The 18461-nt window shown below is 56.4% G+C and carries 14 protein-coding genes, 4 tRNA genes and 1 rRNA gene; all 19 read right to left on the reverse strand.

The features are described from left to right. Nucleotides 1-14 precede the first annotated feature (14 nt). Nucleotides 15-2117, reverse strand: coding sequence for an elongation factor G (fusA, locus tag F2S13_RS18080; protein WP_166363249.1), 2103 nt, complete (start codon nucleotides 2115-2117; stop codon nucleotides 15-17). 30 nt (nucleotides 2118-2147) lie between these two features. Then, nucleotides 2148-2618: a 30S ribosomal protein S7 gene (gene rpsG, locus F2S13_RS18085; RefSeq protein WP_073269011.1), complete on the reverse strand. Its 471-nt coding sequence runs from the start codon at nucleotides 2616-2618 to the stop codon at nucleotides 2148-2150. A gap of 116 nt (nucleotides 2619-2734) precedes the next feature. Next, nucleotides 2735-3106: a 30S ribosomal protein S12 gene (rpsL, locus tag F2S13_RS18090; RefSeq protein ID WP_003186084.1), complete on the reverse strand. Its 372-nt coding sequence runs from the start codon at nucleotides 3104-3106 to the stop codon at nucleotides 2735-2737. 202 nt (nucleotides 3107-3308) lie between these two features. Then, on the reverse strand, nucleotides 3309-7508 hold the full coding sequence (gene rpoC, locus F2S13_RS18095) for a DNA-directed RNA polymerase subunit beta' (RefSeq protein WP_166363251.1): 4200 nt from the start codon (nucleotides 7506-7508) through the stop codon (nucleotides 3309-3311). Between the two features lie 64 nt (nucleotides 7509-7572). Continuing rightward, the gene (gene rpoB, locus F2S13_RS18100) at nucleotides 7573-11646 is read right to left on the reverse strand and encodes a DNA-directed RNA polymerase subunit beta (protein ID WP_166363253.1); all 4074 of its coding nucleotides are present in this window, start codon (nucleotides 11644-11646) and stop codon (nucleotides 7573-7575) included. A gap of 220 nt (nucleotides 11647-11866) precedes the next feature. Then, nucleotides 11867-12232: a 50S ribosomal protein L7/L12 gene (gene rplL, locus F2S13_RS18105; RefSeq protein ID WP_166363255.1), complete on the reverse strand. Its 366-nt coding sequence runs from the start codon at nucleotides 12230-12232 to the stop codon at nucleotides 11867-11869. Nucleotides 12233-12310: 78 nt separating this feature from the next. Next, the gene (rplJ, locus tag F2S13_RS18110) at nucleotides 12311-12811 is read right to left on the reverse strand and encodes a 50S ribosomal protein L10 (protein ID WP_166363257.1); all 501 of its coding nucleotides are present in this window, start codon (nucleotides 12809-12811) and stop codon (nucleotides 12311-12313) included. Nucleotides 12812-13010: 199 nt separating this feature from the next. After that, nucleotides 13011-13706, reverse strand: coding sequence for a 50S ribosomal protein L1 (gene rplA, locus F2S13_RS18115; protein ID WP_166363259.1), 696 nt, complete (start codon nucleotides 13704-13706; stop codon nucleotides 13011-13013). Next, nucleotides 13706-14137 carry a 50S ribosomal protein L11 gene (rplK, locus tag F2S13_RS18120; RefSeq protein ID WP_043192510.1) on the reverse strand — a complete coding sequence of 144 codons (432 nt, stop codon included), beginning with the start codon at nucleotides 14135-14137 and terminating at the stop codon, nucleotides 13706-13708. Before rplK ends, rplA begins: the two co-directional genes overlap by 1 nt. 117 nt (nucleotides 14138-14254) lie before the next feature. Next, entirely contained in the window at nucleotides 14255-14788 is a 534-nt protein-coding gene (nusG, locus tag F2S13_RS18125) for a transcription termination/antitermination protein NusG (protein WP_010443972.1), read from the reverse strand. A 9-nt stretch (nucleotides 14789-14797) separates the two neighbouring features. Beyond that, the gene (gene secE / locus F2S13_RS18130; protein WP_166363261.1) at nucleotides 14798-15166 is read right to left on the reverse strand and encodes a preprotein translocase subunit SecE; all 369 of its coding nucleotides are present in this window, start codon (nucleotides 15164-15166) and stop codon (nucleotides 14798-14800) included. Between the two features lie 45 nt (nucleotides 15167-15211). Further along, nucleotides 15212-15287, reverse strand: a tRNA-Trp gene (locus F2S13_RS18135). Nucleotides 15288-15382: 95 nt separating this feature from the next. Further along, nucleotides 15383-15458, reverse strand: a tRNA-Thr gene (locus F2S13_RS18140). Nucleotides 15459-15484: 26 nt separating this feature from the next. After that, nucleotides 15485-15558 (reverse strand) — tRNA-Gly (locus F2S13_RS18145). Nucleotides 15559-15581: 23 nt separating this feature from the next. Continuing rightward, nucleotides 15582-15666 (reverse strand) — tRNA-Tyr (locus tag F2S13_RS18150). A gap of 145 nt (nucleotides 15667-15811) precedes the next feature. Next, complete coding sequence (locus tag F2S13_RS18155; RefSeq protein ID WP_166363262.1) at nucleotides 15812-16258, reverse strand: hypothetical protein; 447 nt, start codon at nucleotides 16256-16258, stop codon at nucleotides 15812-15814. A gap of 7 nt (nucleotides 16259-16265) precedes the next feature. Next, complete coding sequence (locus F2S13_RS18160; protein WP_166363264.1) at nucleotides 16266-17015, reverse strand: pantothenate kinase; 750 nt, start codon at nucleotides 17013-17015, stop codon at nucleotides 16266-16268. After that, nucleotides 17005-17964 (reverse strand): bifunctional biotin--[acetyl-CoA-carboxylase] ligase/biotin operon repressor BirA, encoded by a 960-nt coding sequence (gene birA / locus F2S13_RS18165; RefSeq protein WP_166363266.1) that lies wholly within the window; start codon nucleotides 17962-17964, stop codon nucleotides 17005-17007. The genes F2S13_RS18160 and birA overlap by 11 nt, the downstream gene beginning before the upstream one ends. A 319-nt stretch (nucleotides 17965-18283) precedes the next feature. Next, nucleotides 18284-18399: ribosomal RNA gene (gene rrf / locus F2S13_RS18170) — 5S ribosomal RNA — on the reverse strand. Between the last annotated feature and the right edge of the window lie 62 nt (nucleotides 18400-18461).

The raw sequence follows: 18461 nt of genomic DNA on the forward strand, positions 1-18461 counted from the left end.
CTAAAGGGGCTGAATCAGCCTTGTTTTTTAACGATAGCTTCGACGATATTCGACGGAGCTTCCGAGTATTTGGAGAATTCCATAGAGTAGCTCGCGCGACCCTGAGACATGGAACGAACGTCGGTCGCATAACCGAACATTTCACCCAACGGAACTTCGGCGCGAATCACTTTGCCGGAAACCGTATCTTCCATACCCTGGATCAGACCACGACGACGGTTCAGGTCACCCATCACGTCACCCATGTAGTCCTCAGGTGTTACAACTTCTACCTTCATGATCGGCTCAAGTACAACACCGCCACCTTTGGTAGCCAGTTGCTTGGTCGCCATGGAAGCAGCCACCTTGAACGCCATCTCGTTGGAGTCGACGTCGTGGTAAGAACCATCGAAAACGGTAGCCTTCAGGCCGATCAGCGGATAGCCGGCAACAACGCCGTTCTTCATCTGCTCTTCGATACCCTTCTGGATAGCCGGGATGTATTCCTTTGGAACCACACCACCAACCACTTCGTTCAGGAATTGCAGACCTTCCTGACCTTCGTCAGCAGGAGCAAAACGGATCCAGCAGTGGCCGAACTGACCACGACCACCGGACTGGCGAACGAACTTGCCTTCGATCTCACAGGCCTTCGTGATCTTCTCACGGTAGGAAACCTGTGGTTTACCGATGTTGGCTTCGACGTTGAACTCACGGCGCATCCGGTCAACCAGGATGTCCAGGTGCAATTCGCCCATGCCGGAGATGATCGTTTGACCAGTCTCTTCATCAGTCTTGACGCGGAAAGATGGGTCTTCCTGAGCGAGTTTGCCCAGAGCGATACCCATTTTTTCCTGGTCATCCTTGGTTTTCGGCTCAACGGCAACCGAGATTACCGGCTCCGGGAAGTCCATGCGAACCAGGATGATTGGCTTGTCAGCAGAGCACAGGGTGTCACCGGTGGTGACGTCCTTCATGCCGATCAGGGCCGCGATGTCGCCAGCGCGTACTTCCTTGATCTCTTCGCGGGTGTTTGCGTGCATTTGCACCATACGACCCACGCGCTCTTTCTTGCCCTTGACCGAGTTGATCACGCCGTCGCCGGAGTTCAACACGCCCGAGTAAACGCGAGCAAAGGTCAGGGTACCCACGAATGGGTCGGTAGCGATCTTGAACGCCAGAGCCGAGAACGGCTCGTTGTCGTCTGCATGACGCTCCATGTCGATAGTCTCGTCATCCGGGTCGGTACCCTTGATGGCAGGAATATCCACTGGTGCAGGCAGGTAGTCGATAACGGCGTCGAGAACCAGGGGAACACCCTTGTTCTTGAAGGAAGAACCGCAAACAGCCAGAACGATTTCACCAGCGATAGTACGCTGACGCAGAGCGCCCTTGATTTCCTCGATGGAGAGTTCTTCACCCTCGAGGTACTTGTTCATCAGCTCTTCGTTGGCTTCGGCCGCAGCCTCGACCATGTTGCTGCGCCACTCTTGAGCCAATTCCTGCAGTTCGGCAGGGATAGCTTCGCGACGAGCAGTCATGCCCTTGTCAGCGTCGTCCCAGTAAACCGCTTCCATGGTCATCAGATCGATCTGACCCTGGAAGTTGTCTTCGGAACCGATAGCCAACTGGATAGGCACTGGAGTGTGACCCAGACGCTGCTTGATCTGACCGACTACGCGCAGGAAGTTTGCGCCAGCACGGTCCATCTTGTTCACGTAAACGAGACGTGGAACACCGTACTTGTTGGCTTGACGCCATACGGTTTCGGACTGAGGCTCAACACCCGAGGTACCGCAGAACACAACGACCGCACCGTCGAGTACACGCAGCGAACGCTCTACTTCAATAGTGAAGTCAACGTGGCCGGGGGTATCGATGATGTTGAAGCGGTGCTTAGGGAACTGCTTGGCAGAACCTTCCCAGAAAGCGGTAGTAGCAGCGGAGGTAATGGTGATACCCCGCTCCTGCTCCTGCACCATCCAGTCCATGGTCGCGGCGCCATCATGCACCTCGCCCATTTTGTGGTTTACGCCCGTGTAAAAAAGGACGCGCTCGGTGGTTGTGGTTTTACCCGCATCCACGTGAGCAACGATACCGATGTTACGGTAGCGCTTGATATCAGTTGTACGAGCCATAAAGCCCTCGCAAAATTAGTGACGCTAAAATTAGAAGCGGTAGTGCGAGAAAGCCTTGTTGGCTTCAGCCATACGGTGCACGTCTTCACGCTTCTTAACTGCAGCACCTTTGCCTTCAGCAGCGTCCAACAGCTCGCCGGCCAAACGCAGGGCCATAGACTTCTCGCCGCGCTTGCGGGCGTAGTCTACCAACCAGCGCATTGCCAGGGCGTTACGACGGGACGGGCGAACTTCGACCGGAACCTGGTAAGTGGCACCGCCTACACGGCGCGACTTTACTTCGACCAGCGGAGCGATGGCGTCGAGAGCTTTCTCGAAGATTTCCAGTGGGTCGCTGTTCTTGCGTTCTTTAACCTTGTCCAGCGCGCCATAAACGATACGCTCGGCAACGGCTTTCTTGCCGCTTTCCATTACGTGGTTCATGAACTTGGCCAGGATTTGGCTTCCGTATTTTGGATCGTCAAGCACTTCGCGCTTGGCTGCTACGCGTCTTCTTGGCATGGATAAGCCCTCAAACGGTCTTCAGGTTAGCTCGGGACATGCCACCAAAGTGATCGCCCGACCTTACTCTTATCGACTCAGAAAAATAGAAATCTGCAAATTGCTGCAAGCGGCCATTACTTCGGACGCTTGGTACCGTACTTCGAACGACCCTGGTTACGACCTTTAACGCCGGAAGTATCCAAAGAACCGCGAACGGTGTGGTAACGAACACCTGGCAAGTCTTTTACACGACCGCCGCGGATCAGTACCACGCTGTGCTCTTGCAGGTTGTGGCCTTCACCGCCGATGTACGAGGAAACCTCGAAACCGTTGGTCAGACGCACACGGCATACTTTACGCAGTGCCGAGTTAGGTTTTTTCGGCGTAGTGGTGTACACACGGGTGCACACGCCACGACGTTGCGGGCAGTTCTGCAGCGCAGGCACGTCGGATTTCTCGACGATACGCTTACGCGGCTGACGTACCAGCTGGTTGATAGTTGCCATCTACTAGCTCCACTGTTGTCTTGCGACGCTATTGTCTTGCAAGAAAAGCAAAATGGCAGGAACGAGTTCCCGCCAAATTTAGGGGTACAAGAGTCTAAAGAGGATCTTGTCCCCAGTCAAGGCAAGGCCCCGCCCTCCCCGCTCAACCGCTCTCGACAAAATATGTCGAAATTGGCTGAACGAGGACGCCAGGGCCTACCTGTCAGTTACCGCTGGAGTTCAGCGCTTCAGTCAGTGCAGCTTCCACTTCACTGGCGCTGACACGCAGCGGCTTGTCTGCTTCACGGCGACGCTTACGCTCGCTGTGGTAAGCCAGACCGGTACCTGCCGGGATCAGACGACCCACGACCACGTTTTCTTTCAGGCCGCGCAGGTAATCGCGCTTGCCGGTAACGGCCGCTTCGGTCAGTACGCGGGTAGTCTCCTGGAAGGAAGCCGCGGAGATGAACGATTCGGTCGACAGCGACGCCTTGGTGATACCCAACAGAACGCGAGTGTACTTGGAGATGAATTTCTCCTCGGCCACCAGACGCTCGTTTTCGACCAGGACCTGAGTCAACTCCATCTGGTCGCCCTTGATGAAGCTGGAGTCGCCCGACTCGGAGATCTCGACTTTACGCAGCATCTGACGAAGGATCGTCTCGATGTGCTTGTCGTTGATCTTCACGCCTTGCAGACGGTAAACGTCCTGAATCTCGTTGACGATGTACTTGGCCAGCGCGCTGACACCCAGCAGACGCAGGATGTCGTGCGGATCGCTTGGGCCGTCGGAGATAACTTCGCCGCGGTTCACTTGTTCGCCTTCGAAGACGTTCAGGTGACGCCACTTCGGAATCAGCTCCTCGTACGGATCGCTACCGTCGTTCGGGGTGATGACCAGACGACGCTTGCCCTTGGTCTCTTTACCGAACGCGATGGTGCCGCTGACTTCAGCCAGAATCGAGGCTTCTTTCGGACGACGCGCTTCGAACAAGTCGGCAACGCGCGGCAGACCACCGGTGATGTCGCGAGTTTTCGAAGTTTCCTGCGGGATACGGGCGATAACGTCACCCACACCCACTTGCACACCGTCAGCCACACCGACGAGGGCGTTGGCCGGCAGGAAGTACTGAGCCGGTACGTCGGTACCTGGCAGCAGCAGATCCTTGCCATCGACACCGACCATCTTGACCGCAGGACGAATTTCCTTGCCTGCAGCAGGACGATCCTTCGGATCCAGAACTTCGATGTTGGTCAGGCCGGTCAGTTCGTCTGTTTGACGCTTGATCGTGATGCCTTCTTCCATGCCCACGAAGGTCACGGTACCTTTCATCTCGGTGACGATCGGGTGAGTGTGCGGATCCCACTTGGCCACGATTGCGCCAGCGTCGACCTTGTCGCCTTCCTTCACCGAAATCACGGCACCGTATGGCAGCTTGTAACGCTCACGCTCACGACCGAAGTCATCAGCGATGGCCAGCTCACCGGAACGCGACACAGCAACCAGGTTGCCGTCCAGACGCTCTACGTGCTTCAGGTTGTGCAGACGGACGGTACCGCCATTCTTCACCTGAACGCTGTCGGCAGCCGAGGTCCGGCTTGCCGCACCACCGATGTGGAACGTACGCATGGTCAGCTGGGTACCCGGTTCACCGATCGACTGGGCAGCGATTACGCCGACAGCTTCACCGATGTTCACCTGGTGACCGCGAGCCAGGTCACGACCGTAGCACTTGGCGCAGATGCCGTAGCGGGTTTCGCAGCTGATTGGCGAACGTACGATCACTTCGTCGATGCTGTTCAGCTCGATGAATTCGACCCACTTCTCGTCAACCAGGGTGCCGGCCGGAACGATGACATCATCGGTGCCAGGCTTGAATACGTCGCGAGCAATCACACGACCCAGTACGCGCTCACCCAGCGGCTCTACAACGTCGCCGCCTTCGATGTGCGGAGTCATCAACAGACCGTGTTCGGTACCGCAATCGACTTCAGTCACAACCAGGTCTTGCGCAACGTCTACCAGACGACGAGTCAGGTAACCGGAGTTAGCGGTTTTCAACGCGGTATCCGCAAGACCCTTACGAGCACCGTGAGTCGAGATGAAGTACTGGAGTACGCTCAGACCTTCACGGAAGTTCGCGGTGATCGGCGTCTCGATGATCGAGCCGTCCGGCTTGGCCATCAGACCACGCATACCGGCCAACTGACGAATCTGAGCTGCCGAACCCCGGGCACCGGAGTCAGCCATCATGTACATGGAGTTGAAGGACTCCTGCTCGACTTCGTTGCCATGACGGTCGATGACTTTCTCTTTCGAGAGGTTGGCCATCATCGCCTTGGAAACTTCGTCGTTCGCCTTGGACCAGAGGTCGATTACCTTGTTGTACTTCTCGCCCTGGGTTACCAGGCCGGATGCGTACTGGCTTTCGATCTCTTTGACTTCGTCGGTAGCGGTACCGATGATGCGAGCTTTCTCATCCGGGATAACGAAGTCGTTAACGCCGATGGAAACACCCGAGATCGTCGAGTAGGCAAAACCGGTGTACATCAACTGGTCAGCGAAAATAACGGTCTCTTTCAGACCAACCACGCGGTAGCACTGGTTGATGAGCTTGGAGATCGCCTTCTTCTTCATCGGCAGGTTGACGACGTCGAAAGACAAGCCTTTTGGCACAACCTGGAACAACAGCGCACGGCCGACGGTGGTGTCGACGATACGGGTGTTGGTCACGCTGCCGCCATCACGATCGTTCACGGTTTCGTTGATACGAACCTTGATCTTGGCGTGCAGGGCAGCTTCGCCGGCGCGGAATACGCGGTCGACTTCCTGCAGGTCGGCGAACACACGACCTTCGCCCTTGGCGTTGATCGCTTCACGGGTCATGTAGTACAGACCCAATACAACGTCCTGCGACGGAACGATGATTGGCTCACCGTTGGCTGGCGACAGGATGTTGTTGGTCGACATCATCAACGCACGCGCTTCGAGCTGGGCTTCCAGCGTCAGCGGTACGTGCACGGCCATTTGGTCGCCGTCGAAGTCGGCGTTGTACGCAGCACAGACCAGAGGGTGCAGCTGGATAGCCTTACCTTCGATCAGTACCGGTTCAAACGCTTGGATACCCAGACGGTGAAGGGTCGGTGCACGGTTGAGCAGTACGGGGTGTTCGCGAATCACTTCGGCGAGAACGTCCCAGACCTCTGGCAGCTCGCGCTCGACCATCTTCTTGGCAGCTTTGATGGTGGTCGCCAGACCACGCATTTCCAGCTTGCCGAAAATGAACGGCTTGAACAGCTCGAGAGCCATTTTCTTCGGCAGACCGCACTGGTGCAGACGCAGGGTCGGACCTACGGTAATTACCGAACGACCCGAGTAGTCAACACGCTTACCGAGCAAGTTCTGACGGAAACGACCTTGCTTACCCTTGATCATGTCAGCCAGGGATTTCAGAGGACGCTTGTTCGAACCGGTAATCGCGCGACCGCGACGACCGTTGTCGAGCAGTGCGTCGACCGCTTCCTGCAGCATGCGCTTTTCGTTGCGCACGATGATGTCAGGTGCGGACAGGTCCAGCAGACGCTTCAGACGGTTGTTACGGTTGATCACTCGACGATACAGATCGTTGAGGTCGGAAGTCGCGAAGCGACCGCCATCCAGCGGAACCAGTGGACGCAGATCTGGCGGCAGAACCGGCAGAACGGTCAACACCATCCACTCAGGCAGGTTGCCGGAGCCCTGGAAGGCTTCCATCAACTTCAGGCGCTTGGACAGCTTCTTGATCTTGGTTTCAGAGTTGGTTTGCGGAATTTCTTCGCGCAGACGGCCAATCTCGTGCTCCAGGTCGATCGCGTGCAGCAGTTCACGGACAGCTTCAGCACCCATGCGGGCGTCGAAGTCGTCACCGAACTCTTCGAGTGCTTCGAAGTACTGCTCGTCGTTCAGCAGCTGGCCTTTTTCCAGGGTGGTCATGCCCGGGTCGATAACGACGTAGCTCTCGAAGTAGAGAACGCGCTCGATATCACGCAGGGTCATGTCCATCAGCAAGCCGATACGCGACGGCAGGGACTTCAGGAACCAGATGTGGGCAACTGGCGAGGCCAGTTCGATGTGGGCCATACGCTCACGACGGACCTTGGCCAGCGCAACTTCAACGCCGCACTTCTCACAGATCACGCCACGGTGCTTCAAGCGCTTGTACTTACCGCACAGGCACTCGTAGTCCTTGACCGGGCCAAAGATCTTGGCGCAGAAAAGGCCGTCACGCTCAGGCTTGAACGTACGGTAGTTGATGGTTTCCGGCTTTTTAACTTCACCGAACGACCACGAACGGATCATCTCAGGCGAGGCCAATCCGATACGGATGGCGTCGAACTCTTCGACTTGACCCTGGTTTTTCAGCAAATTCAGTAGGTCTTTCAAGGCCTTTCCTCCTGGCGGAGCAGGGAGCGGGCTTTTCAGCCGCGCTCCCGATTCGCGTCACGTGTTATTCGGTTTCCAGATCGATATCGATACCGAGCGAACGAATCTCTTTGATCAACACGTTGAAGGACTCGGGCATGCCCGGCTCCATACGGTGATCGCCGTCCACGATGTTTTTGTACATCTTGGTCCGACCGTTCACATCGTCCGACTTCACTGTGAGCATTTCTTGCAGGGTGTAAGCCGCGCCGTATGCTTCCAGCGCCCAAACTTCCATCTCCCCGAAACGCTGACCACCGAACTGCGCCTTACCACCCAGCGGCTGCTGGGTAACCAGGCTGTAAGAACCAGTGGAACGCGCGTGCATCTTGTCGTCCACCAAGTGGTTCAGCTTGAGCATGTACATGTAACCAACGGTCACATGACGCTCGAACTTGTTGCCGGTACGACCGTCGAACAGCTGCATCTGGCCGCTTTCCGGCATGTCTGCCAGTTTCAGCATGGCCTTGATTTCACGCTCCTTGGCACCGTCGAAGACCGGAGTTGCCATTGGCACGCCGCCTTTCAGGTTTTTCGCCAGATCCAGGATTTCCTGGTCGGAGAAATCTTCCAGGTTTTCCTGGCGACCACCGATCTCGTTGTAGATCTCGGTCAGGAACTTGCGCAGCTCAGCGACCTTGCGCTGCTCTTCGAGCATGCGGTTGATCTTCTCGCCCAGACCTTTGGCCGCGAGGCCCAGGTGGGTTTCAAGGATCTGACCGACGTTCATACGCGAAGGTACACCCAACGGGTTGAGAACGACGTCCACCGGCGTGCCGTTGGCATCGTGCGGCATGTCTTCAACCGGCATGATCACGGAGACCACACCCTTGTTACCGTGACGACCGGCCATCTTGTCGCCCGGCTGGATGCGACGACGGATTGCCAGGTAAACCTTGACGATCTTCAGAACGCCCGGTGCCAGGTCATCGCCCTGTTGCAGCTTGCGCTTCTTGTCTTCGAACTTGTCGTCCAGCAGACGGCGACGATCAACGATGTAGGCCTGAGCCTTTTCCAGTTGTTCGTTCAGCGCGTCTTCGGCCATACGCAGTTTGAACCACTGGCCGTGCTCGAGACCGTCGAGGACTTCGTTGGTGATCTCGGTGCCTTTTTTCAGGCCCGCACCACCTTCGACGATCTGACCGACCAGAGCGGAACGCAGACGCTCGAAGGTTGCGCCTTCGACGATGCGGAACTCTTCGTTGAGGTCCTTGCGGATCTCGTCCAGCTGGCTCTTCTCGATCGACAGAGCACGAGCATCACGCTCGACGCCGTCACGGGTGAAGACCTGAACGTCGATGACAGTACCCTTGGTACCGGTCGGTACGCGCAGGGAGGTGTCTTTAACGTCGCTGGCTTTTTCACCGAAGATCGCACGCAGCAGTTTTTCTTCCGGCGTCAGCTGGGTCTCGCCTTTCGGAGTGACCTTACCAACCAGGATGTCGCCTGCGCCTACTTCAGCACCTACGTAAACGATACCGGCTTCGTCCAGCTTGTTCAGAGCGGCTTCACCCACGTTCGGGATGTCCGCAGTGATTTCCTCTGGGCCAAGCTTGGTGTCACGAGCCACACAGGTCAGTTCCTGGATGTGGATCGTGGTGAAACGGTCTTCCTGAACAACACGCTCGGACAGGCAGATGGAGTCTTCGAAGTTGAAACCGTTCCAGGCCATGAACGCGATGCGCATGTTCTGGCCCAGAGCCAGCTCACCCATATCGGTGGACGGACCGTCTGCCATGATGTCGCTGCGCTGAACACGATCACCCTTGCTCACCAGCGGACGCTGGTTGATGCAGGTGTTCTGGTTCGAGCGGGTGTACTTGGTCAGGTTGTAGATGTCGACACCGGCTTCGCCTGGCTCGACTTCATCATCGGCAACACGAACCACGATACGGCTGGCGTCAACCGAATCGATCACGCCGCCACGGCGAGCCACGACGCAAACGCCGGAGTCACGGGCAACGTTGCGCTCCATGCCGGTACCTACCAGCGGCTTGTCGGCGCGCAGGGTCGGTACAGCTTGACGCTGCATGTTCGAACCCATCAACGCACGGTTGGCGTCGTCGTGCTCGAGGAACGGGATCAGCGAGGCTGCGACCGAAACTACCTGCTTGGGCGAAACGTCCATCAGGGTGACGTCTTCAGGCGCTTTAACGGTGAACTCGTTCAGGTGACGTACGGCTACCAGCTCGTCGATCAGCACCTTCTGGTCGTTCATTGCAGCCGAAGCCTGGGCGATCACGTGATCGGCCTCTTCGATTGCCGACAGGAAGACGATCTCGTCGGTTACCAGCGCGTCTTTAACCACACGGTACGGGCTCTCGAGGAAGCCGTACTGGTTGGTACGCGCATAGGCCGCCAAGGAGTTGATCAGACCGATGTTCGGACCTTCAGGGGTCTCGATCGGGCACACGCGGCCGTAGTGGGTCGGGTGTACGTCACGGACTTCAAAGCCTGCACGCTCACGGGTCAGACCACCTGGGCCGAGTGCGGAGACACGACGCTTGTGGGTGATCTCGGACAGCGGGTTGTTCTGGTCCATGAACTGGGACAGCTGGCTGGAACCGAAGAACTCTTTCACCGCCGCCGCAACCGGCTTGGCGTTGATCAGGTCTTGCGGCATCAGGCCTTCGCTTTCAGCCATCGACAGACGCTCTTTGACCGCACGCTCAACACGTACCAGGCCAACGCGGAACTGGTTCTCGGCCATCTCGCCTACGCAGCGAACACGACGGTTACCCAGGTGGTCGATGTCATCGACGATGCCTTTACCGTTACGGATGTCGACCAGGGTCTTCAGAACGGCAACGATGTCTTCCTTGCTCAACACGCCCGAACCTTCGATCTCGGTACGACCGATACGACGGTTGAACTTCATCCGGCCGACCGCAGACAGGTCATAGCGCTCAGGACTGAAGAACAGGTTGTTGAACAGGGTTTCAGCAGCATCCTTGGTTGGCGGCTCGCCAGGACGCATCATGCGATAGATCTCGACCAGCGCTTCGAGTTGGTTGCTGGTGGAGTCGATTTTCAGCGTATCGGAGATGAACGGACCGCAATCGATATCGTTGGTGTACAGCGTCTCGATGCGAACGACCTGGGCCTTGGCGATTTTCGCCAGGATGTCGGTGCTCAGCTCGGTGTTGCACTCAGCCAGGATTTCACCGGTAGCCGGGTGAACGATAGCTTTGGCAGTGGTACGGCCCAACACGTAGTCCAGAGGAACTTCCAGCTGCTTGATGCCGGCTTTTTCCAACTGGTTGATGTGACGTGCGGTAATACGACGGCCTTGCTCGACGATGACCTTGCCATTGTTGTCGAGGATATCCAGGACAGCAATTTCACCACGCAGGCGCTGAGGCACCAGCTCCAGGCTGAGCTGTTCGCCCTGCACATGGAATACGTTGGTGGTGTAGAAGGCATCGAGGACTTCTTCGGTGCTGTAACCCAGCGCGCGCAGCAGTACCGACGCAGGCAGTTTACGACGACGGTCGATCCGGACGAATACGCAGTCTTTCGGATCGAACTCGAAGTCCAGCCACGAGCCACGGTAAGGAATGATGCGAGCCGAGTACAGCAGTTTGCCGGAGCTGTGCGTCTTGCCACGGTCGTGGTCGAAGAACACACCAGGCGAACGGTGCAGCTGGGAAACGATCACACGCTCGGTACCATTGATAACAAAGGTACCGTTCTCAGTCATCAGGGGGATTTCACCCATGTAGACTTCTTGCTCTTTGATGTCCTTGATCGCTTTGTTCGACGATTCTTTGTCGAAAATGATCAGACGGACTTTTACCCGCAAAGGTACGGCGTACGTGACACCGCGCAACACGCATTCTTTGACATCGAACGCCGGTTCGCCCAGACGATAGCCAACGTACTCCAGGGCAGCATTGCCGGAGTAGCTGATGATCGGGAATACCGATTTGAAGGCCGCATGCAGGCCCACGTCGCGGAACTGATCTTTGGTCGCTCCCGCCTGCAAGAATTCACGATACGAATCCAGCTGGATGGCCAGGAGGTACGGCACATCCATGACGTCCGGCAACTTGCTAAAGTCCTTGCGGATACGTTTTTTCTCAGTGTATGAGTAAGCCATCAGCGTTCCCCAGCTTGGTCACCTGCTTGTTTGGCCTCTCCCGACGGGAGCGGCCAGAAAATCGTGCAAACCCCTTGGTTTGCGCCACCACATCGGGTGGTTACAGCACGTTAGAGGCGCCGACCTGGTCGGCCGCCAATAACGGAAAAAGGCCGGTGGCATGAGCCACCAGCCATCAGCCTGTCGCTTAACGCTCGGGCTGGAGACGCAAGGTCGATGCTTACTTGAGCTCGACTTTGGCGCCTGCTTCTTCCAGCTTCTTCTTGGCGTCTTCAGCAGCTTCTTTCGAAACGCCTTCAGCAACGACCTGAGGAGCGCCGTCAACTTTCTCTTTGGCTTCTTTCAGGCCCAGACCAGTCAGCTCACGTACAGCCTTGATGACGTTGACTTTCTTCTCGCCAGCTTCAACCAGGACAACGTTGAACTCGGTTTGCTCTTCAACAACAGCGGCAGCAGCAGCTGGGCCGGCAGCGGCAACAGCAGCGGTAACGCCGAAGGTTTCTTCCATCGCTTTGATCAGCTCAACGATTTCCATAACGGATTTCTGGCCGATTGCTTCGATGATTTGTTCGTTAGTCAGAGACATGACTTGAATCCTGTATTGGGGTGACAGCCTACGCAGCCATCAAATTAAACATATGATTTTGAAAGAGTTTACGATGCCTTAGGCAGCGGTAGCTTCTTTCTGGTCGCGAATGGCCGCCAGAGTACGAGCCAGCTTGCTGGTAGCGCCTTGGATCACGCTCATCAGCTTTGCAATGGCTTCGTCGCGAGTTGGCAGGGTAGCCAACACGTCGATCTCGTTTGCTGCGAGGTACTTGCCCTCGAACGCAGCTGCCTTGATCTCGAACTTGTCCTGACCCTTGGCGAACTCTTTGAAAATACGAGCAGCAGCGCCCGGATGTTCCTTGGAGAATGCAATCAGGGTCGGGCCGGTGAACACGTCGTTGAGGACACTGTATTCAGTGTCAGCAACAGCGCGCTTGAGCAGGGTGTTACGTACGACACGTACGTAAACGCCAGCTTCACGAGCCTCTTTACGGAGTCCGGTCATTGCGCCTACTGTAACGCCACGGGCATCAGCCACGACAGCGGACAGAGCGACTTTGGCAGCCTCGTTGACTTCAGCGACGATGGCCTTCTTGTCTTCGAGTTTAATTGCCACGGGTTTAACTCCTGCTTGTTACCGTTTCATCCAACCGAAGTCGGATGTCGTTTTGGTGTCTGATTCGGTAAGGAACCGGGAGCACCATCTGCGTAGGCTTTTGGTTTAAGACTTGCGTCGCCTACGGTCTTGGACAGCCCCCGCCAGGCAGGGACCCCAATCTTGCCGATTGGCGCAATCGCTTGCGCCAGTCGTGGTCTTACGCGCTCAGGGAGCTCTGGTCGATGACCAGACCTGGACCCATGGTGGTGCTCAGGGTAACGCGCTTGACGTAAATACCTTTCGAAGAAGCTGGCTTGATACGCTTCAGATCAGCGATCAGGGCTTCAACGTTTTCCTTCAGCTTGACGGCATCGAAGCCGATCTTGCCAACGGAGGTGTGGATGATGCCGTTTTTGTCGGTGCGATAACGAACCTGACCAGCCTTGGCGTTTTTAACCGCGGTAGCTACGTCTGGAGTCACGGTGCCGACTTTCGGGTTAGGCATCAGACCACGTGGACCCAGGATCTGACCCAGTTGACCTACAACACGCATTGCGTCCGGGGAAGCAATGACGACGTCATAGTTCAGGTCGCCGCCTTTCATTTCGGCAGCCAGGTCGTCCATGCCAACGCGATCCGCGCCTGCAGCCAGAGCGGCTTCAGCAGCTGGACCTTGGGTGAAGACAGCAACACGTACAGTCTTGCCAGTACCGTGTGGCAGCACAGTTGCGCTACGTACGACCTGGTCGGATTTACGTGGGTCAACGCCCAGGTTAACGGCAACGTCGAAGGATTCGCTGAACTTCACGGTGGACAGTTCGGCCAGCAGGTTTGCTGCTTCTTCGAAGTTGTAAACCTTGCCTGCTTCGATTTTGGAAGCAATAGCCTTTTGGCGCTTGGTCAGCTTAGCCATTACACACCCTCCACGTTGAGGCCCATGGAGCGAGCAGAACCGGCGATGGTACGCACGGCTGCTTCCATGTCAGCGGCAGTCAGGTCCGCGTTCTTGGCTTTAGCGATATCTTCCAGCTGAGCACGGGTCACGGTACCGACTTTAACGGTGTTCGGACGTGCGGAACCGCTGGTCAGGCCAGCAGCTTTTTTCAGCAGAACCGAAGCTGGGGTGCTTTTGGTTTCGAAGGTGAAGCTACGGTCACTGTAAACAGTGATGATAACTGGAGTCGGCAGGCCGGCTTCCTGACCCTGAGTACGGGCGTTGAAGGCCTTGCAGAATTCCATGATGTTAACACCATGTTGACCCAGAGCCGGGCCGACGGGCGGGCTAGGGTTGGCCTGGCCGGCCTTTACTTGCAGCTTGATGTAAGCCGTGATTTTCTTAGCCATGAGCTACTCCAATATCGGGTACGAACGCCAAAAGAGGCTCCCCGGTTGCTTGCGTTTTATCCCAGAGACGACAAAACCCCGCAGCTTACGCCTGCGGGGCATGGGATCTGCCTTCAGCTAGACCTTTTCGACCTGGCTGAACTCGAGCTCTACCGGAGTAGAGCGTCCGAAAATAAGCACGGCCACCTGGATCCGGCTCTTTTCGTAGTTGACCTCTTCGACAGTGCCGTTGAAGTCCGCGAACGGACCGTCGGTCACACGTACAACCTCGCCCGGCTCGAACAGAGTCTTCGGTTTCGGCTTGTCGCTACCATCAGCGACGCGACGCAGGATAGCCTCGGCTTCCTTATCGGTAATTGGTGCTGGCTTGTCGGCAGTACCACCGATAAAGCCCATCACCCGAGGTGTGTCCTTGACCAAGTGCCAAGTACCCTCGTTCATATCCATCTGGACCAGCACATAACCAGGGAAGAACTTGCGTTCGCTTTTGCGCTTCTGGCCATTGCGCATCTCGACCACTTCTTCAGTGGGGACCAGAATTTCGCCAAAGCCATCTTCCATGCCAGCCAGCTTTACACGCTCGATCAAAGAGCGCATAACATGCTTCTCGTAACCCGAGTAAGCATGCACAACGTACCAACGCTTAGCCACGGGACACCCTTAGCCAACAATCAAGGAAACAAGCCAGCCGAGCAGGGAATCAAGACCCCACAACAGCAACGCCATGACCAGAACGACCGCCACTACGATCAGCGTGGTCTGAGTGGTCTCTTGGCGAGTCGGCCAAACGACTTTACGGATTTCGGTACGAGCTTCCTTAGCCAGGGCGAAGAACGACTTGCCTTTGGTAGTCTGCAGGCCAACGAAGGCAGCTACAGCAGCAATGACAAGCAGCGCGAGAACCCGGTACAGGAGAGGCGACGCGGAGTAGTACTGATTTCCGACAACGCCTACAGCTACCAAAGCGACAACAACCAGCCACTTGAGCAGATCAAAACGAGAGTCTTGGGCTTCAGCCTTGGGAGTCATCTAGGAGGATCCTGTGAAAAGAAAGCCAGACACACCGTGTGAATCTGGCAGGTCAGGAGGGAATCGAACCCCCAACCTACGGTTTTGGAGACCGTCGCTCTGCCAATTGAGCTACTGACCTAAAAACATAATCAGGCCGACCATTATGCCGGTCCGAATAAGCGATTTCAACCACTTATAAAACAAAGGCAGATATTTTCATATCTGCCTGAGTAATGGAGCTCTTGAGCGGATTTGAACCGCTGACCTCACCCTTACCAAGGGTGTGCTCTACCAACTGAGCTACAAGAGCGTAACACTGCGCAACAACAGCAAACGTGGAGCGGGTAGCGGGAATCGAACCCGCATCATCAGCTTGGAAGGCTGAGGTTCTACCACTAAACTATACCCGCGGAGCTTGCGGCTCTCGCTAAATTGGTGGAGGGGGAAGGATTCGAACCTTCGAAGTCGTAGACGTCAGATTTACAGTCTGATCCCTTTGGCCGCTCGGGAACCCCTCCTGAACGTGGCGGCATTATCAACTCTTGCCACCCCTCTGTCAACCCTTTTTCTCAATTAAATCTTGAGGTTAGCTACGTTGACAGGCGCTTCACAAGCTTTCGTACTAGACGTCATCCCTGTGGAGCGGGCGCCATTCTATGCAAACTATTCGACACTTGCAATGCCTTCGCACAACATTATTTTATGTTTTAAGTCTTTGAATTCACGGGAAAGTGTTCCCAAGGCCGTTTCGCCCAGCAAAGCCCGGCTTTCAGGGGCGATTCTGAGCCACATCCCCTGGGAATCAGACATCTTGCCCGCCTGCAGGCGCACCACGACGTTCATCCCGGCCAGACGCTGCGACAGCACACTCAGCTGGTCTTCACTGGGAACGCCCAGGTACAGGCATTCCTGCGCATCCCCAGCAGCCACCTTGCCCCGCTCCTTTCGCTGGGCCTCTCGACCAGACTCACTGAGCAAGTGAATATCTTGTTGTGCACCCTTATAAAGGGACAGAGCCGGCACTTCCTTGGCCTTCAATGGTGCTTCCTGCTGGTGCCACACGTAATAGAAGGCATTGAGCACCAAGAGCAACAGAAACAACCAGCGCATAAACACCTCAGTTCAACGGGCAAGCCATGGCCAGGCCGACAAAAACCAGATCCGGAACGACCCGCGCGCGCGGCGCAACTTCACTCACCAAATCCGCATCACCCCCCGTGAGAAATACGCTGAACTCGTCACCCCACAGTGATTGCGCATGTTCAAGCTGCGTCTGCACAAAACCACGCAACATCAACGTACATCCGCGCTCTACAGCTTCAACCGTTGAACGCCCCGGATCGAGAGTTGCCATTGCACGCTCTGCCGAGGCATCGTCATAGCGAATCCTGCGGGTGTGGGTACGCAATTGATTACGCATCAGGGGCATACCCGGACAGATGAATCCGCCAAGATGCTCACCATCAGGAGCGACAAAATCCGAGGTGACGGCAGTGCCGAAGTCGATGACAACGCAGGCACCACCCGCCAAATGAAAACCACCCAGCAGTGCAAGCCATCGGTCGAGACCGAGACGCTCATACTCCTCGTATCCGTTGCGTACCCCAGCGAGTTCTTTCGCAGGCCTGGCAATCGACACCGTGAGCGAATAGTCCGCAACAAGGAGATCTGTCAGACGCGCCGTCTCCTCCTCGGTGCGCACGCTTACGAGACGGCAATGCCCGAGCTTGAGGCCGGCAATCTGCTTCAATGCCTGCAACAAGGCCTGGTCAGAGTCAGTCACGCCACCCGCAACCACGGCACTGGTATCGCGACGAATAACTCGCCACTTGATAAAGCTGTTCCCACAATCGAGCTCAAGAATCATCACGCAACCTCAAACTGAGCTCTCCACCACTGAAATGTTTTTCAATTTCACCCACTTTCAACCGCAAGGCGCCTTGCTGATCGATACCCAACACAATCCCGTCCACCTTGTTTACACCGGCAATGAGCGATACCGCACGCCCCTGCCACAGGTGATTTTGCTCCCACTCCTGGGCAATCGCAGCGAATCCTTCCGATTGATGCCGCGACAAATAGTGCTGCAGCTTCGAATTCAGCTGTGCCACCAGCACGTTGCGATCGAGCGCCTTGCCCGTCGATAGCTGAACCGAAGTCCAGTCCTGATCCACTTCGGCATTGGCCTGCATATTGACGTTGATACCAATACCCAGGACGACGTGACAAACGTCCGCCGGATCCCCGACCAACTCCAGCAGGATACCGGCGATTTTTCGAGTTCCCACCAGCACGTCATTCGGCCACTTCAATCCAGCCTCGGCAACGCCCTGCTCCCGCAGCGCCTGCAGGACGGCCAACCCGACAACCAGGCTCAGCCCTTCGAGCTGACGCATCCCACCCTCAATCCTCAGCACAAGACTGTAATAGAGGTTTTCCGCGAATGGACTGACCCAGGCACGCCCGCGCCGCCCTCTCCCCGCTGATTGTCGCTCGGCTAGCACCAGGAAAGGCGCCGGCTGGCCACGCTCGATGGCACGCAAGGCTTCGGCATTGGTCGAGTCAATGGAATCGAAGATGAGGGCCGGCCAGTATTCGCCTTTGGACGCCTGCTTGATCGCGTCCTCATCGAGCAGCGACAAAGGCCTGGCCAACTGGTAACCACGGCCACGCACTTTATGGATGGATAGATTCAGCTCTGCTTCCAATTGCTGCAGCTGCTTCCACACGGCACTGCGACTCACGCCCAAGGCCGCGCCCAGCGCTTGCCCAGAGTGGAATCGCCCATCCTTCAGCAGCTTCAACAACGTCAACATGCCAATCTCGCCTTTCAATGAGGCAGGCATGATAGCCATGCAGCGAGCCGTTGCATAGAAAGCACGAGGGCATTGTAGGAACGTTCGTACACGATTCTGTAATCGCGACGATTGCGGATTTGGAGGCGGGCGCCCCTCGTTCCTCGTTCCCACGCTCTGCGTGGGAATGCAGGGTCCGACGCTCCAGCGTCGCGACGCGGAGCGTCAGGAGAGGCATTCCTTTGCTGCGCGTGGGAACGAGGTCCAGGAGTATGCGGGGCTTTTCGCGGGGCAAAAACAAAACCCCATCTGCGTTCGCAGATGGGGTTTCGGAATTTAATCTTGACGATGACCTACTCTCACATGGGGAAACCCCACACTACCATCGGCGATGCATCGTTTCACTGCTGAGTTCGGGATGGGATCAGGTGGTTCCAATGCTCTATGGTCGTCAAGAAATTCTGTAGCCAGAAGGTCTTGTCAGACACTCCAGCGAATCGGGTATGTGATGATTTGTG

The organism is Pseudomonas akapageensis (genome assembly GCF_011355085.1).
Classification (GTDB): domain Bacteria; phylum Pseudomonadota; class Gammaproteobacteria; order Pseudomonadales; family Pseudomonadaceae; genus Aquipseudomonas; species Aquipseudomonas akapageensis.